This is a genomic window from Streptomyces sp. NBC_00234, assembly GCF_036195325.1.
In the GTDB taxonomy this organism is placed as follows: Bacteria; Actinomycetota; Actinomycetes; order Streptomycetales; family Streptomycetaceae; genus Streptomyces.
This window is the reverse complement of sequence record NZ_CP108101.1, coordinates 2,394,917-2,415,541: the sequence shown is the minus strand read 5'-3', so window position 1 is coordinate 2,415,541 and position 20,625 is coordinate 2,394,917. Positions and strand designations below refer to the sequence as shown.

Annotated in this window: 15 protein-coding genes and 1 other RNA gene; 11 read left to right on the top strand and 5 right to left on the bottom strand. The window is 70.8% G+C overall.

Annotation, left to right across the window (positions count from 1 at the left end; genetic code table 11):
- Nucleotides 1-2 precede the first annotated feature (2 nt).
- Nucleotides 3-785, top strand: coding sequence for a sulfite exporter TauE/SafE family protein (locus OG230_RS10480; RefSeq protein WP_328909892.1), 783 nt, complete (start codon nucleotides 3-5; stop codon nucleotides 783-785).
- Nucleotides 786-791: 6 nt separating this feature from the next.
- On the opposite strand, the gene eda is transcribed toward OG230_RS10480, so the two are convergent.
- The gene (eda, locus tag OG230_RS10475) at nucleotides 792-1,433 is read right to left on the bottom strand and encodes a bifunctional 4-hydroxy-2-oxoglutarate aldolase/2-dehydro-3-deoxy-phosphogluconate aldolase (RefSeq protein WP_328909891.1); all 642 of its coding nucleotides are present in this window, start codon (nucleotides 1,431-1,433) and stop codon (nucleotides 792-794) included.
- A gap of 60 nt (nucleotides 1,434-1,493) precedes the next feature.
- The gene (gene yaaA / locus OG230_RS10470) at nucleotides 1,494-2,294 is read right to left on the bottom strand and encodes a peroxide stress protein YaaA (protein ID WP_328909890.1); all 801 of its coding nucleotides are present in this window, start codon (nucleotides 2,292-2,294) and stop codon (nucleotides 1,494-1,496) included.
- A gap of 578 nt (nucleotides 2,295-2,872) precedes the next feature.
- On the opposite strand from yaaA, the gene OG230_RS10465 reads away from it, so the two are divergent.
- The 7 genes from OG230_RS10465 (at nucleotide 2,873) to OG230_RS10435 (ending at nucleotide 8,486) form a co-directional block, all read left to right on the top strand.
- Complete coding sequence (locus OG230_RS10465) at nucleotides 2,873-4,315, top strand: RNB domain-containing ribonuclease (protein WP_328909889.1); 1,443 nt, start codon at nucleotides 2,873-2,875, stop codon at nucleotides 4,313-4,315.
- A gap of 168 nt (nucleotides 4,316-4,483) precedes the next feature.
- Nucleotides 4,484-5,053, top strand: coding sequence for a Uma2 family endonuclease (locus tag OG230_RS10460; protein ID WP_328911362.1), 570 nt, complete (start codon nucleotides 4,484-4,486; stop codon nucleotides 5,051-5,053).
- A gap of 53 nt (nucleotides 5,054-5,106) precedes the next feature.
- An RNA gene (rnpB, locus tag OG230_RS10455) (RNase P RNA component class A) lies at nucleotides 5,107-5,508 on the top strand.
- A gap of 162 nt (nucleotides 5,509-5,670) precedes the next feature.
- On the top strand, nucleotides 5,671-6,144 hold the full coding sequence (locus tag OG230_RS10450) for an ATP-dependent DNA ligase (protein ID WP_328909888.1): 474 nt from the start codon (nucleotides 5,671-5,673) through the stop codon (nucleotides 6,142-6,144).
- Nucleotides 6,141-6,599: a MarR family winged helix-turn-helix transcriptional regulator gene (locus tag OG230_RS10445; RefSeq protein WP_229876805.1), complete on the top strand. Its 459-nt coding sequence runs from the start codon at nucleotides 6,141-6,143 to the stop codon at nucleotides 6,597-6,599. The genes OG230_RS10450 and OG230_RS10445 overlap by 4 nt, the downstream gene beginning before the upstream one ends.
- 26 nt (nucleotides 6,600-6,625) lie before the next feature.
- Nucleotides 6,626-8,080 (top strand): MFS transporter, encoded by a 1,455-nt coding sequence (locus OG230_RS10440; protein ID WP_328911361.1) that lies wholly within the window; start codon nucleotides 6,626-6,628, stop codon nucleotides 8,078-8,080.
- Nucleotides 8,081-8,192: 112 nt separating this feature from the next.
- The gene (locus OG230_RS10435) at nucleotides 8,193-8,486 is read left to right on the top strand and encodes a DUF1330 domain-containing protein (RefSeq protein WP_328909887.1); all 294 of its coding nucleotides are present in this window, start codon (nucleotides 8,193-8,195) and stop codon (nucleotides 8,484-8,486) included.
- Nucleotides 8,487-8,531: 45 nt separating this feature from the next.
- On the opposite strand, the gene OG230_RS10430 is transcribed toward OG230_RS10435, so the two are convergent.
- The gene (locus tag OG230_RS10430) at nucleotides 8,532-9,104 is read right to left on the bottom strand and encodes a hypothetical protein (protein ID WP_328909886.1); all 573 of its coding nucleotides are present in this window, start codon (nucleotides 9,102-9,104) and stop codon (nucleotides 8,532-8,534) included.
- A gap of 236 nt (nucleotides 9,105-9,340) precedes the next feature.
- On the opposite strand from OG230_RS10430, the gene OG230_RS10425 reads away from it, so the two are divergent.
- Nucleotides 9,341-13,132: a S8 family serine peptidase gene (locus OG230_RS10425; protein ID WP_328909885.1), complete on the top strand. Its 3,792-nt coding sequence runs from the start codon at nucleotides 9,341-9,343 to the stop codon at nucleotides 13,130-13,132.
- A 128-nt stretch (nucleotides 13,133-13,260) separates the two neighbouring features.
- Here OG230_RS10425 and OG230_RS10420 read toward each other — a convergent pair whose 3' ends face one another.
- A complete protein-coding gene (locus OG230_RS10420; RefSeq protein ID WP_443051582.1) occupies nucleotides 13,261-14,238 on the bottom strand; it encodes an NEW3 domain-containing protein in 978 nt (325 codons plus the stop codon).
- 51 nt (nucleotides 14,239-14,289) lie between these two features.
- Entirely contained in the window at nucleotides 14,290-15,741 is a 1,452-nt protein-coding gene (locus tag OG230_RS10415) for a Gfo/Idh/MocA family protein (protein ID WP_328909883.1), read from the bottom strand.
- Between the two features lie 461 nt (nucleotides 15,742-16,202).
- On the opposite strand from OG230_RS10415, the gene OG230_RS10410 reads away from it, so the two are divergent.
- On the top strand, nucleotides 16,203-20,177 hold the full coding sequence (locus OG230_RS10410) for a golvesin C-terminal-like domain-containing protein (RefSeq protein WP_328909882.1): 3,975 nt from the start codon (nucleotides 16,203-16,205) through the stop codon (nucleotides 20,175-20,177).
- A 1-nt stretch (nucleotide 20,178) separates the two neighbouring features.
- Nucleotides 20,179-20,622 (top strand): hypothetical protein, encoded by a 444-nt coding sequence (locus OG230_RS10405; protein ID WP_328909881.1) that lies wholly within the window; start codon nucleotides 20,179-20,181, stop codon nucleotides 20,620-20,622.
- Nucleotides 20,623-20,625 lie beyond the last annotated feature (3 nt).

The window sequence follows — 20,625 nt, the reverse complement described above, 5'->3', positions numbered from 1 at the left end:
CGGTGACCTGGCCGACGGAAGCGCTCGGCTTCGCCGCGGGCCTGCTGATCTCGGTGGCGACCGCCCCGGTGGGGGTGTCGGGTGCGGTGTTCCTGCTGCCGGTCCAGGTCAGCGTGTTCGCGGTGCCGAGCCCGGCGGTGACCCCGACCAACCTGCTGTACAACGTGGTGGCCGGCCCCGGAGCGCTGCTGCGCCACCACCGCGCCGGTCGGCTGCGCGGACCGCTGACCCGGCTGCTGGTCCTCGGTACGGTGCCCGGCGTGGTCGCCGGAGCGGTGATCCGGGTCTTCGCCGTCCCGGGCCCGGACGTCTTCCGCCTCTTCATCGCCGTACTCCTGCTGCCCCTGGGCGCCTGGCTGTGCGTCCGCACCCTGCGCCCCGCACACCACGCCGCCGCGGCCGGACCCTCGCCCCGCGCCACGACCGGGCTCGCGCTGGCCGTCGGTGTCGCCGGGGGCATCTACGGGATCGGCGGGGGCTCCCTGCTCGGCCCGATCCTGGTCGGACGTGGAGTCCCGGTCGCGAAGGTGGCTCCCGCGGCCCTCGCCGCCACGTTCGTGACCTCCGTCGTGGGCGCGGCCACCTACGCGCTGCTGTCCCTGACGACGACGGCGGACGTCGCCCCCGACTGGTCCCTCGGCCTGGCCTGCGGGCTCGGCGGACTCTGCGGCGGCTACCTCGGCGCCCGCCTCCAGCCCCGGCTGCCCGAGACCGCGCTCCGGCTGCTGCTGGGCACCCTGGCCCTCATCGTCGGCACGCTGTACGCGGTCCAGGCCGTGCGCTGAACGTTCTCAGCCGCGCAGTGCGGACGCCTCACGCGCCAGCTGCTCCACCCGGGCCCAGTCCTTCGCCGCCACCGCGTCGCCGGGCACCATCCAACTGCCGCCGACGCAGCCGACGTTCGGCAGCGCCAGATACGTCGGTGCGGAGGCGAGCGAGATGCCGCCCGTGGGGCAGAACCTGGCCTGCGGGAGCGGTGCGGAGAGCGCCTTGAGATAGGCGGTGCCGCCCGCGGCCTCGGCCGGGAAGAACTTCATCTCCGTGACCCCGAGCTCCAGCAGCGCGACCACCTCGGAGGTGGTGGAGACGCCCGGCAGGAACGGCAGCCCCGACGCCTTCATCGCGTCGAGCAGCGTGTCCGTCCAGCCGGGGCTCACCAGGAAGCGGGCTCCCGCGGCCACGGTGTCGGTGACGTTCCGTACGGAGATCACGGTGCCCGCGCCCACGACCGCGTCCGGCACCTCCGCCGCGATCGCCCGGATCGCGTCGAGCGCCGCCGCCGTCCGCAGCGTCACCTCGATCGCCGGAAGCCCGCCCGCGACCAGGGCCCTGGCCAGCGGCACCGCGTCGGCGGCGTCCTCCAGGACGACGACGGGGACGACGGGGGCGAGATCCAGGACGGAGGGCGCGGCGGCGGGCGCAGGTGAGGTCATGGCCTCATCCTGCCCCGCCGCCACACTCCACGCAACGAGCGTTGCGCATGCTGCAACGCGTCAGTGGATCTCCGTCACCACCACGTCCAGCGCCCACGCCCGCCCGGCCCGCTCGGGGGCCTGCGCCTCCACCGTGAAGCCGAGCCGGCGCAGTACGTCCACCAGCTCGGCGGGGCTCTTCGGCCGGGCACCGGCCAGAAGCAGTTCGCGCACCATCCGGCCCTTGGTCGCCTTGTTGAAGTGGCTGACCACGGACCGCTTCTCGACGCCGTCCACCATCTGCGACTGCAGGACCCGCACGCTCGCCGTGCGCTCGGCGACCGCACCCTTCGGCTTCCACGCGGCGGTGTACGCCGAGGACCGCAGATCCAGGACGAGCCCGTCCCCGGCCGCCTCCGGCATGACCTCGGCCATCGCGGCACGCCAGTACGCGCCGAGCGCACCGAGGCCCGGAAGCTTCACGCCCATCGAGCAGCGGTACGACGGAATCCGGTCGCCCACCCGCACGGCACCCCAGAGCCCGGAGAAGACCAGGAGCGACGAGTTGGCCAGCCGGCGGGCGGCGGTGTCCAGCGAGGCGAGGTCCAGCGCGTCGTACAGCACGCCGGTGTAGATCTCCCCGGCCGGCCGGGTCCCCGCCGTGCGGAGCTCGGTGTTCTTCGCGATCTCCCCGCGCAGCCCTTCACTGAGCCCGAGCACGTCACGGGCCTTCTCCTCGTCCGCCATGCACAGCTCGGTGAGCTCGTCGAGGACGGCCTCCCGCGCGGCGGCCAGACCCGGCAGGGAAAGGGACTCCGGCTTCAGGGGAGCGCCACGCCCCGAGGCGGCCTTTCCTTCGGAGGGCGGCAACAGCACGAGCACGTGTTCTCCTTCGTACGCAAGCGACGGGCCTTGCAAGGGTACGTACCCGGGCCGCCACCTGAGCGGTGGGTGGTCGGGCGGGGCGGGTGCCCGGGTCGTCCGCCTGAGCGGTGGTGGGTTGGGTGGGGCCCCTCCGGAGTGTCTCCTCGGGACGGGCGTGGCACCCGGGTACGGAGCGAACGAACCCGGGTCGTACGCCCGCCCCTGCGGGGACCCTCCTGCACGGCCCCACCCGCGTCTCGCGGTCATCTGCCTCCCGGTGGCACGGCCCGCGGGGACCCTCCGGCACCGGTCCCGTCTCGGCTCGCCCGGTGGCACGGCCCGCAGCTGCGTTCCGGCCGGTCCGGGGCCGTGCAGGAGGGTCCCCGCAGGGTGACGAACGGATACCCGGGTTCGTTCGCTCCGTACCCGCCGAACGTTCGTTGCCCGAGGAGACACTCCGGAGGGGCCCCGGACCAACCCCGAACGGGCAACCCGGGACCGGGGCACCACCACCCAGCCCGTCCGGCGCTTGAGGACAAAGGCCCGAGCCGGACGACCGGGATGCCGGTTACCCGCCCCCGCCCTACGCTCGGGACATGCCCCGCCGCCATGTTCACGTGACCGGTCCAGCGGACACCCCGCTACGGGCTGCCCTGCGCGGCCTGCGTGCCGAACTGGAGCTGCCCGACGCGTTCCCGCCCGACGTGATGGCGGAGGCGGAAGAGGCCGCGAGCTCCCCGGACCTCTCCGGCCACCAGGACATGACGGAGCTGCCGTTCTTCACCATCGACCCGCCCACCTCCACCGACCTGGACCAGGCGATGCACCTGGAACGGCTCCCGCGCGGCTACCGGGTGCGGTACGCGATCGCCGACGTCGCCGCCTTCGTCCGGCCCGGCGGAGCACTGGACGCCGAGGCCCACCGCCGGGTGACGACGCTGTACCTCCCCGACGGCAAGGTGCCGCTGCACCCGACGCTCCTCTCGGAGGGCGCGGCCAGCCTGCTCCCCGGAGAGACCAGACCGGCCGTCCTCTGGCAGATCGACCTCGACCAGGAGGGCCGCGCGGTCGGCACGGACGTACGCCGGGCCCTCGTACGCAGCCGGGCCAAGCTGACCTACGAAGAGGTCCAGCAGCGGATCTACGCGGGCACGGCCGAGGAGCCCCTGGCCCTGCTCAGGGACATCGGGCGGCTCCGCGAGGGGCAGGAGCTCGCCCGCGGCGGCATCTCGCTCAACGTGCCCGAACAGGAGATCGTCGAGCGGGACTCCGCGTACGGCCTCGAATACCGCGCCCCGCTGCCGGCCGACGGCTGGAACGCCCAGATCTCCCTGCTCACCGGCATGGCCGCCGCCCGGCTGATGGCGGAGACGGGCACCGGCATCCTCCGTACCCTCCCCGTCGCGCCGGACGGAGCCGTCGCCCTGCTGAGGCGGTCGGCCCAGGCGCTCCACATCGACTGGCCGCACCACGTCCCGTACGCGCGCCTCGTCCGCTCGCTCGACCCGAAGAGGAGCAGCCACGCCGCGTTCCTCCAGGAGTGCACCACCCTGCTGCGCGGAGCCGGGTACACGGTCTTCGAGCACGGCGAACTGCCCACCCCCGCTGTGCACGCCGCGGTCGCCGACCTCTACACGCACTGCACCGCCCCGCTGCGCCGGCTCGTCGACCGGTACGCGGCCGAGCTCTGCGTCGCCGCGGTCGCGGGCCGGGAGGCGCCGCAGTGGGTGCTGGAGGCGCTCCCCGCACTGCCCAAGGAGATGGCCGAGGGCACCCGCCGCGCCAACACCGTGGAGCGCGAATCGGTGGACCTGGTGGAGGCCGCGCTGCTCAAGGACCGGGTGGGGCAGGTCTTCGACGGGTACGTGGTCGACGTCAAGGACCGCGAACCGGTCGTCGGCACCGTCCATATCGAGGACCCGGCGATCGTCGCCCGGATCGAGGGGACCGCCGCCGGGCTCCCGCTGGGGGAGTGGCTGCGGGTGCGGCTCATGCAGGCGGAACCGGGTTCGGCGAAGGTGCTGTTCGCGCCCGCGTGAGGGCGGCGACCGTGGCCCGAGGGTCGTCTAACCGGCACCGTGCCGTCTTCCGGCGCGTCCGTGCGGTCCTGTGCCACGATCGGGGGAAGAACTCCCATCTCACGGACGGCGGCTCCACCGATGTCCCAATCTGGCGAGCGACCGAGGAAGGGGCGTGACATGAGTGCCATGCCGCACGAGCCGCTCACGCAGGCGGACGTCCTGCTGGAGGGCTTCCTGGCGCTGGATACGCCGGAGGGCTTCCGGGCCGAGCTGATCGAGGGGGAGATTGTCGTGACGCCGCCGCCGGACGGGGACCACGAGGACTACATCAGTCTGATTCTGAAGCAGATCATCAGGCTGGGCCGTACCGACATGGATTTTTCGGGGAACAAGGGACTGAAGCTCAGGAGCGGCGGAGGCTGTCCGAGGAATCACGTCATCCCCGACGGCACCTTCGCCCCCGCCGACCTGCGGCTGTACCGGGGAGCGGAGCCCTGGATGCCGTGCGAGGGGGTGGCGCTCGTCGTCGAGGTCACCTCGTCCAAGCCCCGGGCCGACCGCACGGACAAGCGTCACTGTTATGCGCGCGGGCCGATTCCCCTCTACCTCCTCGTCGACCGCGAGGAGTCCTCGCTGACCCTGTTCAGCGACCCCGAGGGGGACGACTACCGCCAGCACTGCACCGTTCCGTTCGGCAAGACGCTCGCCCTTCCGGCTCCCTTCTCCTTCGACCTGGAGTCCGGGGCGTTCGTCTGAACGCCCCGTCCGGTGGCCCCGGGTCCGGCGGGTAGCATGGGCGGCACGGCAGACGAGCCGGGCGGACGGCCGCGTGGGGATCTTCGGATCCTCCCGAGGAACGTCCGGGCTCCACAGGGCAGGGTGGTGGCTAACGGCCACCCGAGGTGACTCGCGGGACAGTGCCACAGAAAACAGACCGCCCGGGACCTCGGTCCCGGGTAAGGGTGAAACGGTGGTGTAAGAGACCACCAGCGCCTGAGGTGACTCAGGCGGCTAGGTAAACCCCACCCGGAGCAAGGTCAAGAGGGGTCGTCGTAAGACGGCCCTGCGTGAACGTTCGAGGGCTGCCCGCCCGAGTTCACGGGTAGACCGCACGAGACCGGTAGCAATGCCGGTCCTAGATGGATGGCCGTCTCCCCGGCCGCCGCGAGGCGACCGGGCGACAGAACCCGGCGTACAGCCCGACTCGTCTGCCGCTGTACGTTTCCGCAGGTCAGGTCCTGTTTTCATCCATAGGCGTGCGACCGAACTGTTCCGTCCCCCAACAGACATGACGCACATCATGCCCGAGGGCACCTGTTTGGTCCTCCGGTTGGCCAAGTGTCTCTCGTACTTGCCCTCCAGCGCCGGCCAGGATGCGCTACATCCACTCTGCCGTCTTCGCTGCGGTGACAGCTGCCGCTTCGGCGGCATGCGGAATTCGACGGCTACCGCGCCTTGCTGTTCACCTCCGCCCGAGCAGGCGGACCCACGCTCCTGCAGTCCCGACGCGGCGCCCTGATCCAACGGCAGAACTCGTGGTGTGGTCGGGAGACCGGTTCTCCTTCGAGGCAGTCCAACGCCGTGCAGCCTCCGGAGAGCGCACCGTCGCCCAGCTCGCCTCCGTCATGCCCGCGCACTTCATCGCCTTCGACGTCCTGCAGATCGATGGTCGAGAACTGCTCAACGAGCCGTACGAGTATCACCGCACCGTGCTGGAAGAGCCCTTCGCCGACTACGGTCTGACGCCGCCGTGGACGCTGTGCCCGATGACGACCGACCCGGCCTGCCGAACCCTGATCCGGAGATGCATAAAGGATTCATATAAAACTGCTATGCTTCAGGCATGAGTCGACGAGACGCCGCGCACGGCGCTTCCGATGCCATCGGGTCAGCCCTCTACGGTCTGGCCACCAGGGCCGTGAGACGCCTTCCCCGCGACATGAGCCTGACGTCCGCCGCCACCTTGGCCACCCTGGACAAGACCGGCCCGCGCCGGATCACCGATCTGGCGGTGGCCGAGGGCGTCACCCAGCCCGCGATGACCGTCCTGGTCCGGGTGATGGAGGAATCCGGGCTGGTCGAGCGGAAGGGTGATCCGTCCGACAAGCGGGTCACGCTGGTGTGCCTGACCGAGGCCGGCGCGTCGTACGTCCGGACGCGACGCCAGGCGGGTGTCGACGCGTACGCGCGGTTGATCGACGAACTCACCGGTGACGAGGTCGAGGCATTGGCAGCAGCCCTTCCGGCGCTGCTGCATCTGGCGGAGCTCGAAAGCCACGCCCGAGAGGAGTCGGACCGGTGACCGCGGCCCAGGCGCATGACCAGCCCATGAGCAGTGACCTGATACGTTCCGAGGCACGTCTGCTGGTCCCCGCCCTGATGTTCATCGCCCTGGTCGTGGCGGCGGTCGCCAGCCTCGGGACGCCGCTCATCACCAGCGTGGCGACCACGTTCCACGTCTCCCTCGACAGCGCGCAGTGGACGCTGACCATCGCCCTGCTCAGCGGCGCCGTCGCCACACCCGTCCTCGGCCGGCTCGGAGCCGGTCCGCACCGGCGGGCCACGATTCTCGCCACGCTGGCGATCGTCGTCGTCGGCAGCGCGCTCACCGTGCTGCCGCTGCCGTTCGCCTGGCTGCTCGTGGGCAGAGCGGCCCAAGGCGTCGGACTCGGTCTCACGGCGCTGATGATGGGCGTGGCCCGCGACCATCTTCCCGAGGAGCGCAGCGCGGCCACGATCGCCCTGATCTCAGTGGTCTCCATCATCGGAGCCGGCGTCGGCTACCCGCTGGCCGCGCTGCTCGCCGAGTTCGGCGGACTGCGGGCCGCCTACGGCTTCGGCCTGCTCGTCACCGCCATCGCCTTCGTGACCGCGTGGCGCTCCATGCCCGCAGCTCCCGAAGGCCGCTCCGCTCACGTGAACGTGGCCGGTGCGCTCGTCCTGGCGGGTGGACTGCTCCTCGTCCTGTTCCTGGCCGGCGAGAGGAGCCTGTGGAGCCGACACCTCGCCGTGGCGGTGACCCTTGCCGTCGTTGCCGTACTCCTGCTCTGCGTCTGGACCGTTTCCGAACTGCGAACCAAGACGCCCCTGGTCGACGTCCGGGCGGTACGGCACCCGGCGGTCGCCGGGGCGAACATCGCCATGTTCGTCGGCGGGAGCGGCATGTACCTCCTGCTCACGCTCATCACCCGCTACGCGCAGACGCCGCACAGCGCCGGCTACGGCTTCGGACTGACCACCTTCGTGGCGGGGCTGGTCCTCATCCCGTTCTCCGTGCTGGGGTTCGTCGCCGGCAAGCTCACGCCGCGGGTCCGGATGCGGATCCCCGGCCCCCTGGTCCTGGCCGGCAGTGCCGCCATCGTCGGCGGCGGGTTCGTCCTGTTCGCCACCGCCCGGTCCAACCTGGCCGAACTGCTCGCGGCCATGGGCGTGCTGGGCTTCGGCGTCGGCAGCTTCTCGGCCGCCATGCCCGGCGTCATCCTGGCCGTCACCCCCAAGAGCGAGACGTCGAGCGCCATGAGCTTCAACTACGTCGTCCGCAGCGTCGGGTACTCCCTGGGCAGCGCCATCGGCGGTCTGATCCTGGCCGCGGGCACCGCCACGGGCCGCCTCTTCCCGAACGACGACGCCTACACGACCGCGGCGCTGGTCGGCGTCGCCGCGATGGCGATCACGACGATGGCCGCCCTCGCCCTCGCCCGCCGACGCTCACCCGAGACCAATCCGATCACAGCCCCAGTCGGTGTGCCGGGCCGGGGCCGGTCGAGTCGAACCGGAAGCTGAGGATCGAAGCCGTCCGACCTCGACGCCGTCTCCGTCGGCTCGCTGACCCACAGCGCGCCGGCCATGGATCTGAGCATGCTTCTGAGCATCAATTCCGAACACAGGAGGTGCCGTGGTCAAGGGCTATTGGGTCAGCGCCTACCGCACCATTGCGGACCCCGAGAAGCTGGCTGCCTATAACAAGCTGGCTGGTCCAGCCGTCGAGGCCGCGGGCGGGCGGCTGCTCGCCCGCGGCAGCCGGGTCGTCGCACACGACGCCGGAATCACCGAGCGCACCGTCCTGATCGAGTTCGACAGCTTCGAACAGGCGGTCGCCGCACATGCGAGTGCGGCCTACCAGGAGGCGCTGGCCGCACTTGCTGACGGCGTCGAGCGCGACTTCCGCATCATCGAAGGCATCGACTGACGATCGAGGCTGCGTCGGCGACGAACACGAAGCCGACTGCGGGGATCACCCCGGCTCGTCAGCGCGCCGCACCGTCGCGAACAGCGTCAGGCCAGTGGCATCGGCGGTGATGTCCGGTCCGGCGACGGTTCCCGGCGGCGCGGCGGCACGGGCGTCGGCCTCGATGTCGGCGGGGGTGCGTTCGACGAGGTTCGAGCGGCCGATGTGGGTCATCAGGGCGACCCAGGGCCTGCGCCACCGCGCGTACCGGCCCGCCGCCTGCGCCTGGGCGACGACCTCCGCCCGGTCCCACCGCCGGTAGTCATCCACATCTCGCAGCACCGCGGCCGGCACGTAGGTCCAGCGCGACGAGCTGCCTTTCGCCACCGCCTGCGGAAGCCAGAACCTCACATAGGCGCCCGACTCCGGTGTCCACCACGGCAACTCGAACACCGTCAGCGCGCATTCCTCGGCCAGCCTGAGCCCGGTGCGGACCATCAGGTCGCAGAACGTCGCGTTGCGCGCCGCCCACCGTGCCCGGAACCCAGGCCGTGGCAGGCCCGCCGCGTCGAAGCCCCGCACCCCCACATCCCGCCACACGGTGGTGAGCAGTCGAGCCGGCTGCGGAGGCTCGCTCACGAAGCTCGTCGGGATATTTCCGGGGCGCAGGCATCAGACCTGCGCTTCTCCTCTGCCGAGGCAATCGTGCCCGGCTTCAGGGCCGCTACGGAATCCGGTGCAGCTCATCCCGGCGTGCGCCGGGTGTGGGGTTTCCGCCATGTCGGAATCTCGCCACACATGAGTCGATCGCAGGCGACGTCAGTTGGGCGAGAGTACGGCAGGACCCTCCCTCACTGTTCACCCAGGAGTTACGCATGTCCGATCACCGCGGCGGCCTCCGCCCGGTCAGCGCCCTTGCCGCTCTGGTCTTGTTCGCCGGCCTGCCGACGCTCGGGACCGAGGCCGCCAGAGCCGACGACCCACCCCCCGCCGTCGCCTCGGCACCCGAAGGCCAGGCGCGGACCATCACGCTCGTCACCGGCGACGCGGTCACGGCGCACGTCACTGCCAACGGCCGCCTGGCCGACGCACGCCTGCGGGACGCCTCAGGACAGGACGCCCTGTTCACGACGTTCACCGACGCCGGAGGCACCTACGTCTTCCCGGCCGGGATCGAGGCCCAGATCGACGCCGGCACGGTGGACCGCGACCTGTTCAACATCACCAAGCTGCTCGCCGAGGGGTACGACGACGACAGCAGCGAAACCCTGCCCGTGATCGTCACCTACCCGACCTCGCAAAAGGCTGAGGAGCTTGCGAAGGACGCACCGGCCGGAGCCGATGTCACCTCGCAGCTTTCCGTCATCCAGGGCGCGGCCGTTCGGGTCCGCAAGGGCCAGGCCGCCGGTGTCTGGCGCTCCATAGCCCCGGCGGGCACGCCGCTGGCCGCGCCGAACGGCACCACCTCGACGCCGTCGATCCAGCGCCTCCCGGCTGCCCGGATCTGGCTGGACGACGTCGTGCACTCCTCCGACAAGGGCGGCGACACTCTCAGCCCGACGGTGCCGCTCACCGGCGCCGACGTCGCCCACCAGCTCGGCTACGACGGCTCCGGCGTGAGAGTTGCTGTCCTCGACACGGGCTACGACACCGGTCACCCGGACTTCGCCGGCCGCGTGGTCGCCGAGCGCAGCTTCATCGCCGGGCAGGGCGTCATGGACCGCCACGGCCACGGGACTCACACGGCCTCGACACTCGCCGGGACGGGTGCCGCATCGCAGGGCACGTACGCAGGGGTGGCGCCAGGCGCCGACCTGCTCGTCGGCAAGGTGCTCGACAACGCCGGCGCGGGGTACACCTCCGGGATCATCCAGGGGATGCAGTGGGCCGTCGACAACGGCGCGAAGGTGGTGTCGATGTCACTCGGCGCCGTCGGCGCCGCGTGCGAGGGCCCCAGCGTCGATGCCGTCCAAGCGCTCAGCGACCAGGCACTCTTCGTGATCGCGGCCGGCAACTCCGGCCTGCCCGGCTCGGTGTCGACGCCGGGGTGTGCACCCGCCGCGCTCGCCGTCGGCGCCGTGGACCGGCACAACGACACGGCGTCCTTCACCTCGCGCGGCCCGGTTTTCGGCGGCACCGCCGCCAAGCCGGACATCGCGTCGCAGGGCGTCGACGTGGTCGCCGCCCACTCCGGCGGCCGGGGCGACCTGGCATACGTCTCCTACTCGGGCACCTCGATGGCGACCCCGCACGTCGCGGGGGGCGCGGCGCTCGTGCTCGACGCCCGGCCCGACCTCACCCCGGTGGAGGTCAAGGAGGTACTCACCTCTTCGGCCGACGACACCGGCGCGGACGTGCTGGAGCAGGGAGCCGGCCCGATGGACGTGGGTCGCGCCGTCACCCAGCAGGTGGTCGCGCAGCCCAACCTGCAGCTTGGCGAGTTCTCCTACCCGCAGAAGTCGCTCCCCGTCACGGAGGCATCGGCCACCTTCACCAACCTCGGCAGCAAGTCCGTCAAGCTGAAGCTTCGGGTCGAGGAGCTCGTCGGTGGGGACGGCGCGACCCCCGTGCCCGACGCGATGGTCCTGCCGGTCGAGAGCCAGTTGATGGTGGGCGGCGGCCAGGACGCTGCCGTCAAGCTGCGGATCGACCCCCGGCTGCCGGTCAAGGATGTCGCCTACGGCACGGTCACCGGCCGATTGGTCGGCACCGCAGAGGGCGTCCAGGTCGAGGTGCCGTTCTCCCTTCACCTCGAGGAGCCGTCCGCGGACGTGACCGTCGTCGGCATCGACAGGTTCGGCAACCCAGCGGCCTCACCGTCCACGTGGGACCTCATCGACCCGGTCCGCGGCCAGGCGAGGCACCTCGGGTTCGGCGCCGAGGGCACCGTGACCACGCGGTTGCCGCTCGGCACCTACACGATCGCATCGGATGTCATGACACGTGACGAGCCCACCAATGCCAGCGGTGTGACGTCGCTGGCGTTCCTCGCCCGGCACAACCTCAAGATCGACGGCGACACGACGATCACCCTCGACGCGCGCGACGCGCGCCGGCCGAGCTGGCGGACGGACCGGCCCAGCCAGTCGTTCGGGTACACAGTCGGCTACGCCTACGACCTGACCGGCAACGGCATCATGCAGTCGAGCTTCGCCACCGCTCCGTCGTACGTCGACGCCGTCTACACCGACTCGGAGGGGCCGCGTGACGACCGGTTCACGTCCGGTCTGACGACCCGCGCGTACGCACCCCGGGCGACGATCTCCACCCAGGCCGGACCGTTCGACTACTGGTCGGTGGCGCAGACTCCGCCGCTGCACGGTCAGGGCGAGGCGCCACTCGTCGAGGTCGACTGGGCCACGGTCCTCGACCAGGACCTGACCGGGAAGGTCGCACTCGTCGCGGCCAAGGGGTCCTGGCCGGTCAACAGGATTGCCCAGGACGCCGCCAAGGTGGGCGCGGTCGCGGTGATCGTCCACTACCCGGGCATCGTCGGCAAGGTGACTCCGACGGGAGGCACTGGGGCACCGATCCCCGTCATCAGCGTCCGCTCCGACGAGGGCGCACGGTTGGCAGCCGCGGTGGCCGCCGGCCCGGAGGTACTGCGCTGGTCCGGAGAGCAGCCGGAGACGAGCCCGTACGTCTACAACCTCGCGTGGCTCACGAGCGGCACGGTGGCTGCGGGAGTCAAGCAGGTGAACGACAGTGACCTGTCCGCCCAGCGGGCCGGCTACTACAGCCAGGGCGACAGTCGCACCCTCTGGACCGACATGCGGTTCAGAATCCCCGGAATGTCGAGCTCGCTGTACGCAGCCGGCAGCACCGTCGGGGTCCTCGCACCCACCGAGCGAACCGACTTCTTCACCGCGGATCCCGACGTCGCCTGGACCAGCATCGTGGCGCCCGGAGCCTTCAACGCCGGTGGGGCTTTCGACGGCCCGCGGACCCGGACCGCCGGCAAGGAGACGACGAGCTGGTACAAGGTGCCCAGTGGGATGTCTCTGTCGACTGCCGGTACCTCACTGTTCCGACGCGACACCAACCGACTGCTGGTGAGCGTCCCGTGGTTCGCCGACGCCGGCGGGCATGACGCCCTCGGCGCCTCCCCGGACAGCCGCCTCCTGAACGTCGACGTCGACGGGCAGCCGGCCACGTACGAGAACGGGGCGATCTCCCTGCCCGATGACGAGGCCACGATCACGGCCCGGGCGACCTGGCAGCGGCCGGTCGGCCAGGGCGCCATCCGTTGGTCGATCGGGATCGCCCAGGAGACGGCATGGACGTTCCGCACCAGCGCTGAGCGCCAGGGGGCGCAGGACGCCCCGGTGCCCGTTGTCGATCTGCCGCTCAAGCTGACCAACACCGTCCCCGGCGGCACCGCCGTACCGATGCGGCTCTCGGCCGTCACCGACGCATCCGGCGGAAAGCCCGTCCCGATCACCCGGACGAAGGTCATGTTCGCAGCCGGATCACAGAGCTCGGTCGCGGGAATCCCCGCCGGCGACTGGACCGAGCTGCCGGTCACCGGTACCGGCACGCAGAAGATCGCCACCGTGCCCGGGGTGCCGGCAAGCAGCAGCGGCTATGTCCATCTGAAGGTGGAGCTCACGACCGCTGACGGCGCCACCGTCACCCAGACGATGGTCCGCGCCTACGGTCTGGACTGAGCGATACGAGTAGCGGCCCCGGACTCGTATCCCGCGGTGCTCGAGTAACACCCGCCACGAGTGGCGGAAAAAAAGGGGGGCGGCGCATCCGCGCCGCCCCCCTTTCGCGCATGCCCGCTCCGGGACGATCAGGGGGCGATCGCCATGTCGAAGACGTGGACGTTGGCGTTCGCGGGCAGAACCACGAACTCCACCGTCCTGGACGGGTCCAGCGGGACCGAGTTGGCGAAGACGCTGTACTTCACCGTGGCGTTGCCGTAGCCGTCCGGGCGGTTGCGGCCGTCGGTCGACTTGACCAGGGTGGCGCCGTGCGCGGTGACCGGGTCGAAGGACCAGTTGGGGAAGCCGAAGGTTCCCGTGGTGGAGGTGCCGTCGGTGTAGTAGACGGTGGTGCTGCCCGTGGCGGCGCTCGTGACGCCCGAGCCGAGGAACACCAGCTTGCTGCCCTTGCCGCTCAGCGTGATGGCCTGTCCGGCGCTGCCGACGTTGTCCTTCGTGCCGGCCGGGACGTCCGGCCAGGTCAGTTCGGCACCCAGGGCCTCGACGGTCGCCCCGGGTGTCAGGCCGACTGCGGCGAGCTTCTGCGCCGAGAAGCTGTTGCCCTCACCGTCGTAGTTCCCCGCCGTCGTCGCCGACTCGTCGGTGATCGCCACGTTGTTGTAGGCCGCCGCCAGGTTCGCCTGCGGCGATCCGCTGCGCTCCGACCGGGTGCCGGTGGCCGTGCCCAGGCCGTCCCCGCCCGTGTAGGTCGCGGTCGCCGTGAAGGTGCGGATCACGAATCCCGCCCGCTTCTCCGGGACCTGGATCCGGAAGGTCGCCGTGGCCGAGGCGCCCGTGGACAGGGAACCGTCCACGCTGCGCACCGACGGCTGGACCGCCCATCCCACGGGCCCGGCGAACGCGACCTTCAGTGAACGCATGCGCTGCGGGCCCGTGTTCTTCACGGTGACGTCCACCGTCGCGATGACCGGACCGTCGAGGTCGACGGGGGAGATGGTCACCTCGGTGCGGGCCTCGGCCGCGGCGGGTGCGGCGGGTGCGGCCGTGGCGGCCTGGGCGGGGACCAGCAGGGCCGCGGCCACCGCCAGGGTTCTGAGCGGGTTCATCAGTCGGGTGGATCTCAAGGTGTTCTCCTTCGGCGAGGGCTCTGAAAGGGGCTAGGCGACGGGAGGCATGTCGGTGTCGCGCGAGTCCAGGCCGGTGCGCAGGTTGACCCAGGAGCCCCGGGTGAAGTCGGGGATGGCGACCGGGCGGCCGTTGGCCGCGAGGGACATGACGCTCAGCGGGACGGGTGCGCACCAGGCGGCCGAGTCGTACACGTCGATGTCGGGGACCAGCCCGGCCCGCATCAGCTGGATGGTGCGCCACTGCAGGACGTAGTCCATGCCGCCGTGACCGCCGTTGTTCGCGGCGTCGTCACCGATCTTCTTCCACAGCCAGTGGTCGAACTCCTTGAGGTACGTGTCGAAGTCGCGCCAGGCGTGCCCGCCGTGGTCCGGCTCCACGTAGATGCGTCCGCCCGTCGACGAGGTGCCCGCGTAGTCCTCGAAGATGCCCCGGGTGCCGGCGATGGAGTTGATCCGGCTGTACGGACGGGGCGAGCTGACGTCGTGCTCGGCGCGGATCGTCCTGCCGTTCGCCGTCTCGATCGCACAGGTGACGAGGTCGCCGTTGACGTACGTCTCGTTCCAGGACGGGTGCGACTTGGGGACGAAGCGCTCCCGGTAGTCGGCGAGGCCCTTCGGCGCCGTGGCGGTGGCCTTCAGCGTGGTCATCCGGTCGCCACGGTTGATGTCCATGGCCGCCGCGACCGGTGCCAGGCCGTGCATGGCGTAGAAGGACGCGGTGGAGCGGGTGTGCCAGAGCCTGCGCCAGGAGTCCGTGTAGTACGTGTTGGAGAAGAGCAGCGCGCGCAGGTCGTGCAGATAGCCGCCGTGGCCGTTGGTGATGTCGCCGAACAGGCCCTCGTGGCCCATCTTCAGCATGGCCAGCTCGTTGCGGCCGTAGCTGCAGTTCTCGGAGAGCATCAGGTTCTTGCGGGTGCGCTCCGAGGTGTCCACGAGGTCCCACAGCTCGTCCAGCTCGGTGGCGATGGGGAGTTCGACGATCACGTGCTTGCCGGACAGGAGCGCGGCCTTGCCCTGCGGGTAGTGGAACTCCCAGGGCGTCGCTATGTAGACGAGGTCGATGTCGTCGCGCTTGAGCATCTCCGCGTACGAGTCGGCGGAGCCGCCGAACTCCTTCGGGCGCGGCTTGCCCTGGGCCACCAGCTGGTCGGCGGTGCGCTTCACGCGGTCGGCGCGGATGTCGCACACCGCCGTGACGGTACAGCCGGGGATGACGGACCAGCCCGTCGTCATGCCGGAGCCCCGGTTGCCGAGTCCGATCACGCCGACGCGCACGGTCGCGTAGGGCTCGAACGGCACATTGATCATGGACTTCTGGCCGGCCGCGCGGCGGGGCGCGGCGGCTTCCGCGAGGGAGGAGACGGTGGCCCGAGCGGGTGCGGCGGAGGCGCTGCCTGCCGAGCCGATCCCGGCGGCGAGCGCCCCGGTGGCCAGCGTTCCTCCCAGGACCAAGCGGCGTGAGACTGCGGGGATTTCAGACATGGCGACAACGCTCCTTGTCATGTGACCGGCATCACTGGCGGCAACGACTCTCGCGGGAATGTCAGTCACATGTCAATAGGTGCTCGCAGTGGCCCTGTTATGAACAAATCCAAGCATGGCGTGGTGACGGGGTGACGGAGGGGGCGGGCGGGCCCCGCACCTCGGAAGACGGGTGCGAGAGCGTGCCGAGAGGGACCGCTCCCACGCTTGGCCGGTGTTGCCACCCAGTGGGCCCCGGAGCCGGAACTCCCCGGTGCCGGGCGACTCCGGGCCATGGGTGAAATGTCCCCATCAGGTAGTGCGCTTCCCGTTCTTCCGGCTCTTCCGGCGCGCCCAGCACTCCGGGCACTTCCCGTACCTCCGCACGGCAGACACCTGCGCGTACCTCATGCCGCGCCGGGGCGGCACGCGCAGCCGGGACCACCGCACGGCCCATCTCCGTCCACGACAGGAGTCTCCCCATGGCATCGACCGAGCGACCAGGACGGCGCAGACCCGCCGCCCTGGTCACTGGCACGGCGCTAGCTCTCTGCGCATCCCTTCTCGGGCTGGCCCAGCCCGCCTCCGCCCAGGACCCCGACGGCCGCAAGCCGATCGCCGCGCCCCTGCCCGGTCCGGCGGACACGCCGGCCGACGACCCTTCGGCGGTCCCGCAGCGGGACCGGGCCAAGGTCATCGGCAAGAACTGGAAGACCTCGGGAGACCGGGCGTGGACCACGACCAGTGACGCGGAGGGCTTCCACCTCCTCGTCGCCGACGCCAAGTCGGGCTACGCCTGGCGCACCGCGGCCTCGCTCAGCGAGCCCGGGTTCGACACCGACATGTGGATCGGCAACGCCTGCGTGACCGGTTCCGGTGAGCGGGCCGTCGTCGTGTACGGTCCGCGGACCTTCACCAACAAGGGCGAGCTGTTCACCCGCGGCGGCTTCTCCGCCGTCGTCGACCTCGGCACCGGCGCGGTGCGCAAGCTCCCGGTCCAGACCTCCCTCGCGTACTACAACCCCGGCTGCGGCAGCGGCGAGAGCGCCGCGCTCACCCAGGGCGGCGTCGAGGACAAGAAGCAGACCCGGCTGATCCGGCTGGACACCGCGACCGGCAAGCTGGGCAAGCCCGTCGCGCTCGCCGGACAGGTCACCTCCGCGATCCCGCTCAAGGAGGGCGGTTTCGCCGCCGCCGACGCCGCGCGCGTCGTACGGATCACGGACAAGGGCGCACGGTCCACACTGGCGCCGACCGGCCGGATTCCGCTCCGGCTCAGCCAGGACGCCGACGGCGCCGTCGTCTACATGGACCGCGGCAAGGACGGCAAGGCGAAGGTCTCCCGGGTCGCCGCGGGTGAGAAGAAGGCGCGCACCCTGGCCTCCGGCACCTGGGGCCGTCTCGGCCTCGTGCGGGGCGCGCAGGGCCACAGCTTCATCACCGGCACCGCTGACTCCGTCTCCGCCGACCTCCCCGCGACGGTGGAGCGGCTGACGGGCACGCCCAAGGACGCGAAGGTCTCCACCCGTGGTGCGGCCGTGGTCGCGGGCACCGTCTGGGCGGACGGCAAGGACGCCCGTGCCGTCGAGCCCGATCAGTCGGGCAACCGGGCGGTCGCGGTGGGTCTCACCGTACGCACGACGGGCAAGAAGGCCGCGTTCACCGTCGAACCGGGCGCCAGGACCACGAAGTCCGAGGCGCAGGGCCGGGCCCTGTCACCCGCCATCGGCACCCCGGCCCCCAGCAAGCTGTCGGCCGCCGCGTCCGGTTCCCCCACCGACCCGGTGGAGGCCGAGCGCTACTGTTCGGTGCCGCGCAACGACCCCCACAACCAGGCCATGCAGCCCAAGCCCCGGCAGGTGGAATGGGCGGTCGACCAGGCGATCATGGGCACCCTGAACAACCACATCAGCCGCCCCGCGGGCTGGAAGAACCTCGGCATGCCCGCCTACCAGCCGCAGACGCTCTTCCCCAAGCGCACGCTGACCGGCGGCGGGCACGTTCCCGCGCAGGTGATGCTCGGCATCACCGCGCAGGAGTCCAACATGTGGCAGACCTCCCGTGTCGCGGTGCCCGGAGTCACCGGCAACCCGCTGATCGGGAACTTCTACGGCCGTGACATCTACAACAGCAACGAGGCCGACGACTGGGACATCAACTGGGCCGACGCGGACTGCGGTTACGGCGTCACGCAGATCACCGACGGCATGCGGCTCGCCGGCCGCACCAAGCCCGGTGAGACGGCCTACGCCTACGACACCCAGCGCGCGATCGCCCTGGACTACACCGTGAACGTGGCGGTCGGCGTGCAGAAGCTCAGCGACAAGTGGAACGAGGTCGCCGCCGCCGGAATGCAGGTCAACAACGGCGACTGGTCCAAGCTGGAGAACTGGTACTTCGCCATCTGGGCGTACAACTCCGGATTCCACCCCAACGTCGGCTGCTGCGAGCCCTGGGGTGTGGGCTGGCTGAACAACCCGGCCAACCCGGACTACGTGGCCGACCGGCCGTCCTTCATGGACTGGAGCTACGCCGACGCCGCCCACCCGCAGGACTGGCCGTACACCGAGAAGGTCCTCGGCTTCGCCGGGCACCCGCCGGAGCTCATGGAGTCCCCGGGCACGATGGTCGCCGGCTTCCGGGCGGCGTGGTGGAACGGTGACGCGACCACCGGACCGATGAACCGCACCCGGGTCAAGGCACCCGAGGACACCTTCTGCACCGCGGCCAACTGGTGCGACCCCAGCAAGATCAACAACAGTAACGGCAACGACGCCAGCGGTCCGTGCACCCACAAGGACGCCGCGGGCACGCTGGACTTCAAGTGCTGGTGGACCTCCGACGTCACCTGGAAGTCGGACTGCAGCTACAGCTGCGGCAACGAGCTCGTACGGTTCGACTCGACGTACGCGGAGCAGGCCGACGGCAATCCGTACAAGCCCAACTGCAGCCGCTCCGCCACTGCTTCGGGCAACGCCCTGCCCTCCAACGCGCTCGTCGTGGACAACACCACCCATGCCTCGGCGAGACCCGCCGACTGTGCTGCCCGCGTGGCCACGACCGGCAGCTTCACCTTCAACTTCTCCTCCGACAGCAGCGGGAACCACACCTCCAAGGTGGACCTCCACCAGCTGGGTGCCGGTTTCAACGGCCACTTCTACTTCGGCCACAGTCGCACCTCGTCCGACTCCAAGCTGGAGTTCGACGGCACCTGGAGCCTGGGTGCCTCGCGCACGGACTGGCAGCGGGTGCTCGTCCATCTGCCCGACCACGGCGCGCACACCCAGCAGGCCAAGTACGAGATCGACACCGGCAGCGGCGCGTTCACCAAGACGCGCTACGTCAACCAGAAGCGGTTCGCCAACAACTGGGTCTCGCTCGGCGTCTACAAGATGACCGGTGTGCCCCGGGTCCGGCTCACCACCCAGACCGACGACGGTGTCGGCGAAGACGACGTGGCCTTCGACGCGGTGGCCTTCCAGCCCCTGCCGGGCAAGCCCAAGCACATCGTGGCCGTCCTCGGCGACTCGTACGCATCGGGTGAGGGCGCCGGCAGCTATCTGCCGGAGAGCAACAACGACCACGGCAGCGAGCGCTGGAACGCCTGCCGCCGCAGCAAGGACGCCTGGGGCCGCAAGCTCACGCTCCCGGGCACGTCCGGTTCGCTGGGCTCCCTCTCCGACAACTGGAGCACCGACGCCGAACTGGGCTTCGTGGCCTGCTCCGGCGCGATGACCCACAACGTCTGGGACACCGCCTGGGGCAACAACTGGCAGTCGTACAAGGAAGGCCAGTTCCATGAGCAGGCCCAGGCGCGGTCCGGAGTGCTCACCGCCGACACCACGCTCGTCATGCTCACCCTCGGCGGCAACGACGGAGGCGGCTTCACCGGCGCCATGATGGAGTGCTCCGACCTCGGCAACTGCGCGAACGACGACAACTTCCTGCCCAAGTACAAGGGCAAGGTCGACACGATGATCCCGGACCTCCGGACCACCCTCATGGACATCAAGTACAAGGCGCCCAACGCCCAGATCGTCCTGATGGGGTATCCGGAACTGCTCAGCCGGACCGTCAAGTGCGCGGGCTCCTGGTACATCGACATGACGGAGGTGGACGCGCTCGCCGAGCTCGTCAACTACGCCGACGGCAAGCAGGAGACGCTCGTCAACGAGATGAAGGCGACCGGCGTCAAGATCGACTACGCGAACCCGGTCAGCGCCTTCGTCGGGCACGGCGGCTGCGACGATCCCGAGTGGATCAACAAGGTGGTCATCGGCCCGAACGGCGACGGCGACTTCCACCCGGACGACGAGGCCAGCCCCTTCTGCACCTGGTCGTGGCTGGGCGGCGACTGCCTCAGCCGTGAGTCGTTCCACCCCAAGTCGGACGGCACCACGGGTTACGCGGGTGTGATGCAGACCCGGCTCGGCCAGATCGGGTATCAAGGGTCCTGACATGACCCCCGGCACCGACAGCAACCAGCGGCGCCCCCGGACAGCCTGGCTGTCCGGGGGCGCCGCCCTGCTCGTGCTCGTCGTCCTGCTCGCCGCGGCGGGCCTGGTCGTCTACGTCGTCGAGTTCGCCCTGCCCGGCCACCGCGAGGAGACCGGGGCGAACGAGCGGGCCAACGTCCGGCAGCAGATCGAGAGAACCGCCGCCGGGCTCGGAGAGGCCGCGAAGGACGGTGACCTGACGGACACCGAGATCGGTGGCGCGGCCCCCAAGCACTGGGCCGTGCAGCGCGGAACGGATGCGATCCGCGTCGTCGCCCGCTTCGGCGGGGGCGGATCGCTCGCCTGCCGCACGTTCACGCTGCCGCTCCCGCTGGGCCCCGCGACCGCCGTACGCACGAGTGAGCGGCCCGGCGACTGCCGGGAGGCCACCGCGCACCCGTCGTAGCGC

Bases quoted from the DNA above. Each gene is read 5' to 3' on its own strand.
- OG230_RS10425 (WP_328909885.1), top strand. From the start codon at position 9,341: ATGTCCGATCACCGCGGCGGCCTCCGCCCGGTCAGCGCCCTTGCCGCT.
- OG230_RS10420 (WP_443051582.1), bottom strand. From the start codon at position 14,238: ATGAACCCGCTCAGAACCCTGGCGGTGGCCGCGGCCCTGCTGGTCCCC.
- OG230_RS10465 (WP_328909889.1), top strand. From the start codon at position 2,873: ATGCCCCGCCGCCATGTTCACGTGACCGGTCCAGCGGACACCCCGCTA.
- eda (WP_328909891.1), bottom strand. From the start codon at position 1,433: ATGACCTCACCTGCGCCCGCCGCCGCGCCCTCCGTCCTGGATCTCGCC.
- OG230_RS10405 (WP_328909881.1), top strand. From the start codon at position 20,179: ATGACCCCCGGCACCGACAGCAACCAGCGGCGCCCCCGGACAGCCTGG.
- OG230_RS10450 (WP_328909888.1), top strand. From the start codon at position 5,671: ATGCGCTACATCCACTCTGCCGTCTTCGCTGCGGTGACAGCTGCCGCT.
- OG230_RS10410 (WP_328909882.1), top strand. From the start codon at position 16,203: ATGGCATCGACCGAGCGACCAGGACGGCGCAGACCCGCCGCCCTGGTC.
- OG230_RS10460 (WP_328911362.1), top strand. From the start codon at position 4,484: ATGCCGCACGAGCCGCTCACGCAGGCGGACGTCCTGCTGGAGGGCTTC.
- OG230_RS10440 (WP_328911361.1), top strand. From the start codon at position 6,626: ATGAGCAGTGACCTGATACGTTCCGAGGCACGTCTGCTGGTCCCCGCC.
- OG230_RS10415 (WP_328909883.1), bottom strand. From the start codon at position 15,741: ATGTCTGAAATCCCCGCAGTCTCACGCCGCTTGGTCCTGGGAGGAACG.
- OG230_RS10445 (WP_229876805.1), top strand. From the start codon at position 6,141: ATGAGTCGACGAGACGCCGCGCACGGCGCTTCCGATGCCATCGGGTCA.